The 11,101-nt window shown below is 61.1% G+C and carries 8 protein-coding genes; 5 read left to right on the top strand and 3 right to left on the bottom strand.

The genetic code is table 11. The features are described 5' to 3' along the window. On the top strand, positions 1-1,361 hold a 1,361-nt coding region (locus tag HW556_RS17020; protein WP_218136956.1), incomplete at its 5' end, for an MFS transporter. Positions 1,362-1,449: 88 nt separating this feature from the next. Here the strand turns inward: HW556_RS17020 and HW556_RS17015 are convergent. Continuing rightward, positions 1,450-1,845, bottom strand: a complete 396-nt coding sequence (locus HW556_RS17015) for a hypothetical protein (RefSeq protein ID WP_176901322.1) — start codon at positions 1,843-1,845, stop codon at positions 1,450-1,452. A 162-nt stretch (positions 1,846-2,007) separates the two neighbouring features. Here HW556_RS17015 and HW556_RS17010 point away from each other — a divergent pair, with 162 nt between their 5' ends. Next, positions 2,008-5,034 carry a M16 family metallopeptidase gene (locus tag HW556_RS17010; protein ID WP_176901321.1) on the top strand — a complete coding sequence of 1,009 codons (3,027 nt, stop codon included), beginning with the start codon at positions 2,008-2,010 and terminating at the stop codon, positions 5,032-5,034. 232 nt (positions 5,035-5,266) lie between these two features. Here the strand turns inward: HW556_RS17010 and rpoN are convergent, their stop codons facing one another. Beyond that, the gene (gene rpoN, locus HW556_RS17005) at positions 5,267-6,856 is read right to left on the bottom strand and encodes an RNA polymerase factor sigma-54 (protein WP_176901320.1); all 1,590 of its coding nucleotides are present in this window, start codon (positions 6,854-6,856) and stop codon (positions 5,267-5,269) included. A 283-nt stretch (positions 6,857-7,139) separates the two neighbouring features. Here rpoN and asnS point away from each other — a divergent pair, with 283 nt between their 5' ends. Next, positions 7,140-8,546 (top strand): asparagine--tRNA ligase, encoded by a 1,407-nt coding sequence (asnS, locus tag HW556_RS17000; protein WP_176901319.1) that lies wholly within the window; start codon positions 7,140-7,142, stop codon positions 8,544-8,546. A 197-nt stretch (positions 8,547-8,743) separates the two neighbouring features. Further along, complete coding sequence (locus tag HW556_RS16995; protein WP_176901318.1) at positions 8,744-10,441, top strand: LIC_10190 family membrane protein; 1,698 nt, start codon at positions 8,744-8,746, stop codon at positions 10,439-10,441. A gap of 48 nt (positions 10,442-10,489) precedes the next feature. Here HW556_RS16995 and HW556_RS16990 read toward each other — a convergent pair whose 3' ends face one another. Further along, positions 10,490-10,738, bottom strand: coding sequence for a hypothetical protein (locus HW556_RS16990; RefSeq protein WP_176901317.1), 249 nt, complete (start codon positions 10,736-10,738; stop codon positions 10,490-10,492). A gap of 133 nt (positions 10,739-10,871) precedes the next feature. On the opposite strand from HW556_RS16990, the gene HW556_RS16985 reads away from it, so the two are divergent. Then, positions 10,872-11,101: Rieske 2Fe-2S domain-containing protein (locus HW556_RS16985; protein ID WP_176901316.1), on the top strand; the 230-nt coding region annotated here is incomplete at its 3' end.

Genomic DNA, 11,101 nt, shown 5'->3' with positions numbered 1-11,101 from the left:
TCAGCTTCTGGCAAATCTGGAATATGAGCTTCGGCTTTTTGGGTATCCAGTTCGGATTTGCGCTGCAGAACGCCAACGTGAGCCGTATTTTTGAAACCTTGGGTGGCACCGAAATAGCGCTATACTGGCTGGCCGCGCCCCTCACGGGTATGCTGGTGCAGCCAGTTATCGGCTACATGTCGGACCGCACCTGGAGCCCGAAGTGGGGGCGGCGGCGGCCGTTCTTTCTGGTGGGGGCCATTCTGGCCTCGCTGGCGCTGCTGGTGATGCCCAACGTAACGGCCCTCTGGATGGCGGTGGGCATGCTCTGGATCATGGATTCGAGCATCAACATCAGCATGGAGCCGTTCCGGGCGCTGGTGGGCGACCTGCTGCCTTCAGAGCAGCGCACCACCGGCTTTGCGGCCCAGACGTTTTTTATTGGCGTGGGCGCCGTGGTGGCCTCGTCGTTGCCCTGGATGTTTACCAACTGGTTCGGCATCAGCAATACGGCCCCGGCCGGACAGATTCCGCTGTCGGTGAAGTACGCCTTCTACATCGGCGGGGCCGTGTTCCTGGCCGCTGTCCTCTGGACGGTGTTCAATACCAAGGAGTACCCGCCGGATAATCTGGAGGAGTTTGAGGAGGAAAAGCGCCGCACGGCCGGTTTCTGGAACGGCATCCGCGAGTCGTTTGCCGGCATCTTCAACATGCCCAAAACCATGGTACAGCTGGCCGTGGTGCAGTTCTTCAGCTGGCTGGCCCTGTTTTCGATGTGGATTTACACCACGCCCGCCGTTACCAGCCACATCTACCACACCACCGACACCACCTCCAAGCTCTACAACGAGGGCGCCGACTGGGTGGGCATCTGCTTCGCGGTGTACAACGGCGTATCGGCCATTGCGGCGCTGCTGCTGCCAATAGTAGCCCGCGCCACCAGCCGCCGCGTTACGCATTTGCTGTGCCTGGTGGCCGGCGGCCTGGGCCTTATTTCCATCGTGTTCATCCAGGACCCCAATATGCTGCTGCTCTCGATGGTGGGTGTGGGCATTGCCTGGGCCTCGATTCTGAGCGTGCCCTACGCCATGCTGGCCGGGGCACTACCGGCCAACAAAATGGGCTACTACATGGGCGTGTTCAACTTCTTTATTGTGCTTCCGCAAATCGTGGCGGGCCTTATTCTGGGCTTTTTCACCAAAAACGTATTCCAGGGTGAGGCAGTGTACACGCTGGTACTGGGCGGCTGCTCGATGATTATTGCAGGCCTGCTCACGCTGCGCGTCAACGATGACGACGACATTCGCCTGCCCGCCGCCGGCCCTGTGGCCCTCGAAGGCGCGGGCTATGATGCTCCGGTAGAAATCGACCCGCGGCTGTGAGGTAAGAGATGAGGTAACGAGAAAGGCCTGCCCTGCTGAGCGTGTAGCTTAGTAAGGCAGGCCTTTCTCATTACTGGGGCAGCGGGCGCTACCCGGCCAGCCAGTTGTAAGCGGGGGTTTCTTCCACAAATACCCGGATTTCGAGGTCGGTGGCGGCTGCGGTGTTCAGTTCGCGGAGGCGGACGGTAAGCAGCTCGGCGTGGTAGGGCGTAGTGAAGTAGGCAATGCGGCGCACGGTGGCGGGCAGGGCTGCCTGCAACTCAAGCCGGAAATCGTGCAGAATCCAGAGCAGGTCGATGAGGTCGGCCAGGCCACGGCTACGCAGGTCGATGAGCCAGCGGCCGGCCTGCACGGGCTGCGCCACGCGCAATGCCTCCTGGTAACCGGCCCGGTGCTCGGCCGGGGTCGCCACCCGCGTCCAGCGCATTATCAGCAGCCGTAAGTCGGAGCGGTAGGAGATGAGGACGTAGTCGGCAAGGGGCATTGGAAGGGGCTGGCTGGCAATGGGGCAAAGGTAGGGCCGGCGGCCCAGAGTACCCGGACAGTACAGCCCGCTCCTGTAGCAATGCAACTCCGGTTAACGCAGATTTGTCCTTGCCTGTGTATCTTCCGGCCATAATCCATTCCACTTCATTTCCACCGATTTATGACGCGCAACCACCTGTTGCTGCTGGGCCTCGGCGCCACGCTATCGATTCAGCCGGCATTGGCTCAGAAAAAACCCACTTCTGCTACCAAAACCAGCACCGCCGCCAGCTCCCTGGCGGGCGGCGCCCGACTGGTGGAGAAAGTAACCAAAAAGCCCGGCGAGCTGGTGATTCCGTATGAAAAGTACGTGATGCCGAATGGCCTGACGGTGATTATCACCGAAGACCACTCCGACCCACTGGCCCACGTTGATATTACGTACCATGTCGGCTCGGCCCGTGAGCAGATTGGCAAGTCGGGCTTTGCCCACTTCTTCGAGCACATGATGTTCCAGGGCTCCGATAACGTGGGCGACGAGCAGCATTTCAAGCTCGTAACCTCGGCCGGCGGCACGCTCAACGGCACCACCAACCGCGACCGGACCAACTATTTCGAAACCGTACCCAGCAACCAGCTCGAAACCGCGCTCTGGCTCGAAGCCGACCGCATGGGCTTTCTGCTGGATGCCGTAACCCAGAAGAAGTTTGAGGTGCAGCGCTCGACCGTGAAAAACGAGCGGGGCCAGAACTACGACAACCGCCCCTACGGCCTGGCCTCTGAGAACGTCTCGAAGACGCTCTACCCCTACGGCCACCCCTACAGCTGGCTCACCATCGGCTACCTCGAAGACCTGGACCGCTCCAACGTCGACGACCTGAAGAACTTCTTCCTGCGCTGGTACGGCCCCAACAACGCGACCCTGACGGTAGGCGGCGACGTAAAGCCCCAGCAGGTACTGCAGATGGTGGCCAAGTACTTTGGCTCCATTCCGAAGGGCCCGGCCGTAGCCGCCCAGAAGCTGCCGGCACCAGTCCTGACCCAGGACCGCTACGTAAGCTACCAAGACAACATCCGCTTCCCAATGCTGCAGTTGGTGTTCCCGACAGTGCCCAGCGGGCACCCCGACGAGTACGCGCTGGATGCGCTGGCCGAAATTATTGGCCAGGGCAAGAACTCGCTGCTCTATAAGAACCTAATTAAGCCCCAGCGCGCTGTGCAGGCCCAGGCCTACAACTCCACTTCGGAGCTGGCCGGCGAGTTTACCATGGTGATGCTGCCCTTCCCCGGCAAAACCCTCGACAGCCTCGAAATGGTAGCCCGCGGCTCCCTGGCCGAGTTTGAGCGCACCGGCGCCACGGCCGAGCAGGTGGCCCGCTTCAAGTCGAGCACCGAGGCGCAGGTGGTGAACAGCTTGGCCAGCGTTAGCGGCAAGGTCAGCCAGCTGGCCGCCAACCAGACCTATTACAACAACCCCAACCGCCTGCCAATGGAGCTGAAGGCGTTGCGGGCCGTAACGCCAGCCGACGTGAACCGGGTGTACAACCAGTACATTAAGGGCAAGAAAGCCGTTATTCTGAGCGTGGTACCCAAGGGCGGCACCATTACCCCTCTCAAACCCGACAACTTCACGGCTTCCAAGGACGGCTACAAGGCCCCCAACTACGGCTACGACGGCCTCACTTATACCAAGCCCACCGACAATTTCGACCGCAGCAAGCAGCCCAAGGGTGGGGCCGCGCCGCTGGTGCAGGTGCCGACGGTATGGCAGAGTAAGCTCGATAACGGCCTGCGCCTGATGGGCAACCGGAACACCGAGATTCCGACCGCCACCATGCTGCTCACCATCCGCGGCGGCCGCCGCCTCGAGCAGCTCAACCGCAACCAGGCCGGCATTGCCGCCCTTACGGCGGCCATGATGAACGAAGGAACCGAGAAGTACACCGCTGAGCAGTTCAGCTCGGAGCTCGACAAGCTGGGCAGCGCCATTCGCGTAGGTGCCGGCGACGACAACACGACCGTGTACGTGCAGAGCCTGACCAAGAACCTGCCTGCCACTATGGCCCTGCTCGAGCAGCGCCTCATGCACCCGCGCTTCGATGAGGCCGATTTCGCCCGCATTAAGAAGCAGGCTCTCGAAGGCATTGCCAACCAGGTAACCCAGCCGGTGCTCATCGCCAACAAAACCTTCGACCGGCTGGTGTACAACCCCGCCGATATTATGAGTGTGCCTTCCAGCGGCACGGCCGCCACGGTAGGCAGCATCACGCTCGCCGATGTGAAGAAGTTCTACCAGGACTACTACGCGCCTAACGTGAGCTACCTGGTAGCCACCGGCGACGTAGACCAGGCCACGCTGACCAAGCAGCTGGGCTTCCTAAACGGCTGGCAGCAGAAGCAGATCAGCCTGCCGGCCGGTGAAATGGCCACTCAGCCCGACAAAACGCGCATCTACTTCGTAAATAAGGAAGGGGCCGCGCAGTCGGAAATCCGGGTGGGCTACCTCTCGCCCCTCACCTACGACGCCACCGGCGACTACTACCGCGCCTACCTGAGCAACTACCTGCTCGGCGGTGCCTTCAACTCGCGCATCAACCTGAACCTGCGCGAAGACAAAGGCTACACCTACGGCGCCCGCTCGGGCTTCCAGGGCACCCGCTACGCCGGCCCCTACACGGCTTCGGCCGGTGTGCGCGCCGATGCCACGGCGGCTTCGGTGAAGGAGTTTATGTCGGAAATCAAGAACTACCGCAACGGTATTACCGATGAGGAGCTGCAGTTCCTGCAGGCCTCGGTGGGCCAGAGCGACGCGTTGCGCTACGAAACCGGCCAGCAGAAGGCCGCTTTCCTGAGCCGCTTGGTGGAGTACGACCTGCCCCTCGATTACGTGAAGCAGCAGAGCGAGATTCTCAACAACCTCAAGAAGGAGGATGTGCAGGGCATTGCCCAGAAGTATCTGCCCGCCGACAACATGTACATTGTGGTAGTAGGCGACCGTACCAAGGCCTTCCCCGGCCTCACGGAGCTGGGCTACGAGGTAGTTGAACTCGATAACGACGGCAACCGCGTAACGGCTGCCGCCACTTCGGTGCCCACGCCCGAGGCAATGGCCCCCAGCATGGATGTAGAGAAGACGAAGGTGGTAACTAAGAGCGCCAAAGGCAAGAAGGAAAAGAAGAAGTCCAAGCGCGATAAAGACAAGGACTAGTTTCTTATCAGTCGTTAAGTAAAACGGCCCGGCTCGCAGTGTGCGAGCCGGGCCGTTTTGCGTTTGTGCCGTTTTGCGTTTGTGCCGGGTTGATTAGCTGAACCTCATGCTGCGCATGCCGAAATATCTCTACCGCTTTGTTGCACCAGTGAATCAGTGTTGCGGTAGAGATGCTTCGGCAAGCTCAGCATGACGCGCTCATTTGCATTAACGACTCTCCAAACAGTTCTCCTTACAGTTCCTTACGCAGCCGGGCCACCGGAATATTGAGCTGCTCGCGGTACTTGGCCACCGTGCGGCGGGCAATATTATAGCCGCGGGCATTGAGCATTTTCTCCAGCTTATCATCGGAAAGCGGCTTCTTCTTCTGCTCACCCTCGATTATTTCCTTGAGGATATACTTCACCTCGCGCGAGCTGGCATCCTCGCCCGAGTCGGTGGCAATGCCTTCGGAGAAGAAGTACTTGAGCGGGTAGATACCGAACTCCGTCTGCACGGCTTTCGAGTTGGCCACCCGGCTCACCGTGCTGATGTCCATGCTGATTTCCAAGGCAATGTCCTTGAGAATCATGGGCCGCAGCTTGCTTTCGTCGCCCTCCTCGAAAAACTCGCGCTGGTAGCGCACAATGGCGTCCATGGTGCGCAGCAGCGTATTCTGGCGCTGCCGGATGGCGTCGATAAACCACTTGGCCGAGTCGAGCTTCTGCTTAACGAACGTCACGGCCTCCTTCATCTTCTTGTCCTTCTTCGAGGCCTTGTCGTAGGCCCGGAACATCTCGGTGTAGGCCGGCGACACGCGCAGCTCGGGGGCGTTGCGGGTGTTGAGTGTGAGATTGAACTGGCCGTTGTCGTGGCTGAGCAGGAAGTCGGGGATGATGTACTGGATTTTGCCGCCACCCACCGGCCCGCTACCGCCCGGCTTAGGGTTCAGCTTGAGAATGAGGCCAATGGCTTCCTTTATCTCATCGTCTTCGAGGTCGAGCTTCTGCTGAATTCGCTGGTAGTGCTTCTTGGTGAACTCCTCGTAGGTGTCCTGCAGAATGCGCTCGGCGTTTTCGATGGCCTCCTCCTGGGGGCGGCGCTCCAACTGCAGCAACAGGCACTCCTGCAGGTCGCGGGCGCCAATGCCGGCCGGGTCGAAGGTCTGCACTACGTGTAGCACGCCCTCCACCTCAGGCACGGTTACCTCCAGGTTCTGCGAGAAAGCCAGGTCATTGGCAATGGCCGACAGGTCGCGGCGGATGTAGCCGTCGCCATCGATGGAGCCGATGAGCTGGCGGCCGATGGTTTGCTGCCGCTCATCGAGACCCGAGAAGCCGAGCTGGCTGAGCAGGTTGTCCATGAGCGAGCCGCTGGTGTCGGCCAGGGGCATTTCGCGGCCGTCCTCGTCCTCGCCGGGGCCGTCGCCCTGCATCTTGTAGCCTGCAATTTCGTCGTCGTTGAGGTAGTCGCTCAGGTCGAGGTCTTCGGATTCCGAATTCGATTCGGGCGCCTCAGGCTGATCTTCCTTCACGGGCAGCTCCACCTCGGGCTGCTCGTCGCGCTGGTCGGCGTCGTAGTCCTCGTCGAGCGTGTTGTCGGGGTTGTCGAGGGCGGCGTCGGGGTCGTCGTAGTCGTCTTCCGCGTCGTCGTCGCCGCTATCGAGGTCGTCGAATTCGTCCTCGGGCTCGTCCTCGCCTTCCTCTAGGGCCGGGTTCACCTCCAGCTCCTCCTTGATGCGCGCCTCCAACTCAGCCGTCGGAATCTGGAGCAGCTTGATAAATTGAATCTGTTGGGGGCTCAGCTTCTGCGAAAGAAGCTGCTTCATGTCCAGTCGTTGCATACGCCAAAAACGGTACGCCCCGCCGGGTTTTCGGCACGGGGGTAGGTAAGCCAAATGTAGCCCTTCTGTACTTGAATCGGACCGGAAAAGTTGGGTTGTGGCACGACTAGGGGCGGGGATTGCCCATGCCCGCCGCCCGAACCAGCCCTTCCCAGCCATTTATCTGGATTGTGGCAACGATTATGGGTAATGGCGGGCGGGCACAAGCCCCGCCCCTACTCGTGTAAAAGCACATTCCGTTTTTCAAATCTTCTACCTTTGCAGCCAACTTACGATTCCAACCATGTCCAACCTCCGAAAAACCAGCGTGCAGGACCTGCTGCGCAGCCAAGACCTCGACCGCGAGGTGCTGGTGAAAGGCTGGGTGCGCACCCGCCGCGGCAACAAATACGTGCAGTTCATTGCCCTCAACGACGGCTCGGGCTTCAACTCCATTCAGGTGGTAGCCAACGCCGAGCAGTTTCCGGAGGAGAAGCTGCGGGCCGATGGCGTGGAAAACGGTGCCGCCATTGGCGTGCGCGGCAAGCTGGTAGCCTCACAGGGCAAGGGCCAGGCCGTAGAAATTCAGGCCACTGAAATAACTGTGTACGGTTCGGCCGATACCACCACCTACCCGCTGCAGAAGAAGGGCCACACGCTCGAATTCCTGCGTGGTATTGCCCACCTGCGCCCCCGCACCAACACGTTCGGGGCCATTCTGCGCATCCGGCACGCCATGGCTTTCGCCGTGCATCAGTACTTCAACGACCACGGCTTCTACTACGTCCACACGCCCGTTGTCACGGGTTCCGATGCCGAAGGCGCGGGCCAGATGTTCCGCGTAACCACGCTGCCCGACCAAAACCCGCCCCTGACCGAGGACAAATCGGGCGTGGATTACGCGCAGGATTTCTTCGGCAAGCAAACCAACCTCACCGTTTCGGGGCAGTTGGAGGCCGAGGTGGCCGCCATGGCCCTGGGCAAGGTGTACACGTTCGGCCCCACGTTCCGGGCCGAGAACTCCAACACGGCCCGCCACCTGGCCGAGTTCTGGATGATTGAGCCCGAAGTAGCCTTCAACGACCTGCAGGACAACATGGACCTGGCCGAGGACTTCCTCAAGAGCCTCGTGCGCTACGCCCTAGCCCACTGCGAAGACGACCTCAAGTTCCTCAACGAGCAGTACGACAAGGAGCTCCTGACCCGCCTGCAGTTCGTAGTCGACAACGACTTCCAGCGCCTGACTTACACCGAGGCCGTAGAAATCCTCAAGAATGCCAAGCAGAAATTCGAGTTCCCGGTAGATTGGGGCACCGACCTGCAGAGCGAGCATGAGCGCTATTTGGTAGAAAAGCACTTCAAGAAGCCGGTTATCCTGACCGATTATCCCAAGGATATCAAGGCCTTCTACATGAAGATGAACGACGACGGTAAAACGGTGCGCGCCATGGATGTGCTGTTTCCGGGCATCGGCGAAATCATTGGCGGCTCGCAACGCGAGGAAGACTTAACTAAACTGAAGGACCGCATGGCCGCTATGCAGGTGCATGAGCAGGACCTGTGGTGGTACCTGGAGCTGCGCCAGTACGGTACCGCACCCCACGCCGGCTTCGGCCTAGGCTTCGAGCGCCTCATCCTCTTCATCACCGGCATGGCCAACATCCGCGACGTCATCCCCTTCCCCCGCTTCCCCGGCAGCGCGGAGTTTTAGACCACTGATTTTCAGCGGCTTACACAGATTTTGTGGACGATTAACAACGGCCGCCTTGCTTAGCGAAGGCGGCCGTTGCTGATTTCAGGAAGACCCAAGCAAGCGTATATCTGCTCTGCGCTTTGCGGAAGACTTCCCGCACTATTAACACAACAAGCTACCAGCTAAAAGCTGTCGGCTAATAGCTCAACGAATATATGCTGCTAGTGCTTCTGTTGTGGCTGTGGGTGGCGGGCGTGAGCTACGGGCTGGGGCGGGCGATGCTGGGGCAACGGCTGGCCGGCGCGCTGCCGCCCGAGCTACTGTTGGCGGCCGGCTTGGCGGGCCTGAGTTGGCTGTTGGCGCTGCTTTCGTTTGGGGTGAGCATTGGGCCGGCCGTGCAATTGGGCATAACCGCAACGGTGGCGGGCTACGGGCTTTGGCACTGGCTGAAAGCACCAGCCGCGGCCCGGCAGACGTGGTGTAAGCAGCTGTGGACACCTCGGCAGGAACTGGGCTGGTTTGGTGCCGCGGCGCTGGCTTCGATGTTTGGGATGTTGCTGCTACTACATGCTGTTCAGCGGCCTATTTTAGCTGATACCGGCCTCTATCATGCCCAAACGGTACAATGGCTGCAAACTTACCCAGTGGTGCCGGGCCTGGGTAATTTGCACGGCCGGCTGGCCTTCAACTCGCACCTGCATCTGCTCACGAGCTTTTTCAGTGCCCGCGCCGACGGCCCGTGGGCTTCGCTGGGGCAGCAGGCGGCGGGTAGTTTCTGGTTTGTGCTGCTTATTAGCTACGCCGTCCGGCAGCTGGCCCGGCCCCGGCCGTCGGTGGTGCTGGCGGTGTACGGCAGCTTCAGCCTGGTTTTCGTCTTCATTGCTTTTCGCCCTTGGGTTTCATCGCCCATGCCCGACAGCGGCGTGACCATTCTAACGCTGCTCGTGCTGGGTTGGCTGCTGGAAAAGCAACTGTCCCCCAGTGGCCCGGCGCTACTGAGCCGGGCCGAAGCTGGGCTGCTGGCGGCATTGCTGGCTACCGCCGTCACCTACAAGGCATCGGCCGGCTACCTGGCGCTGCCGCTGGGCTTTACGCTGTGGCAGTTGCGGCCCAAGCGCCTCCCCACACCTCGCCTACTGGGACTGGTAGCACTGGCAGGAGCTGTGGTAGCCTTACCCTGGCTGGGGCGCAACGTGGTGCTTTCGGGCTACCCAGTATACCCACTGGCGCCTTGGGCTGGCTTGCCGTTTGATTGGACCGTACCCGCCGCCCAAACCGCATTCGATCTACTGGAAATTAGATATTTTGCCCGCTGGCCCGCTGGCGACTGGGCCACCGGGGGCCTGCAGCCACTGGCCACCTGGCTACCGTTTTGGTGGCGGCAACAGGCTTCCCACGACCAGTTTCTGGCTCTGGCTATAGGTACCTTGGCGCTGGTAATGGCAGTGCGGCACCTGCTGGGCCGGGCAAGGGAGCAGCAGTTTTCCTTCGTTCTGTTTGGGCTGTTGCTGGCCTGCTGCGGGCTGTGGTTTGCTACCGCGCCGGCGTTCCGGTTTGGGTACGGGTACTTGGTTGGGGCGGCAGCGCTGGGAGCAGGGCTGCTGGCCGGGAGCCTGCCCGGCGGCCGCTGGCTGCGCGGGGCCGCACTGGCACTGGCGCTGGTATACGGTCTGAACGGGCTGCGCCACGAAATCAGCAAATTTCAGTCGGCCACCTGGCTTCGGCCGGCTCCGTATGCAGAGCCGCACGTGGTGGGTGCCCGGCTCGAAGGTCGGCTTATACGGCTGGGTATGCCGAACCACGGTTTCCGCTGCAACAACGCTACCCTGCCCTGCGCCGCCGGCCCTCTGCCGCCCGATCTGCACTGGCGCGGCCCCCGTATCAGCCAGGGCTTCCGCCGCGGGCCGGAGTGAGACGATGGCTCGATGCAGCTGGCTGGGTTCTTCAGCGTTTAAAGTTTCTCAGCAGTAATTCCGCAGCTCCTTGTCGTCCACGGCCAGCAGGTTATCCAGTCGTAGCTCGAAGCCGTCGGCCAGGCGCAGGTACTCCACTTTATCCTGGATATACAAGTCCCGGATGATGCCGTGGTAGGTGCTGGGTGGCGTATCGGGTTCGGTGCGGTAGGTGAGGGTGCAGAGCTGGCTGGTGGTGGCGCGGGCCTCCAGCTCGTCGTAGAACGAGCAGCTGATGGGTTGGTAGGAAGCAGACATAGCCGGAGTAGCTTGGTGAGTTCAGCTTGTACGCACGCCCAGGGCGGCCGGATGAAGGAGCTGGGTCGCAGCTAGGTTTTATAACCCGGCTCTGCTTCGGCGCGTTGGCATAAACACCAATACCTCCGCCGCCATGCCCTCCGAAATCAACCTTGCTCCCGCCGACGCCCTCCAGGACGGCGAAATGCGCGCCTACCCCGCCACGCCCGATACCGAAGTGCTGCTGGTGCGCCGCGAGGGACAATACCGGGCCCTCGCGGCCCGCTGCCCCCACTACGGCGCGCCGCTCGAAAAAGGCCGCATCATCAACGACCAAATCGTTTGCCCCTGGCACCACGCCTGCTTCCGGGTGGATGATGGCCA

Origin of the sequence: Hymenobacter terrestris, from assembly GCF_013377905.1 — a bacterium.
Taxonomy (GTDB): domain Bacteria; phylum Bacteroidota; class Bacteroidia; order Cytophagales; family Hymenobacteraceae; genus Hymenobacter; species Hymenobacter terrestris.
This window is presented reverse-complemented; position numbering and strand designations above follow the sequence as displayed.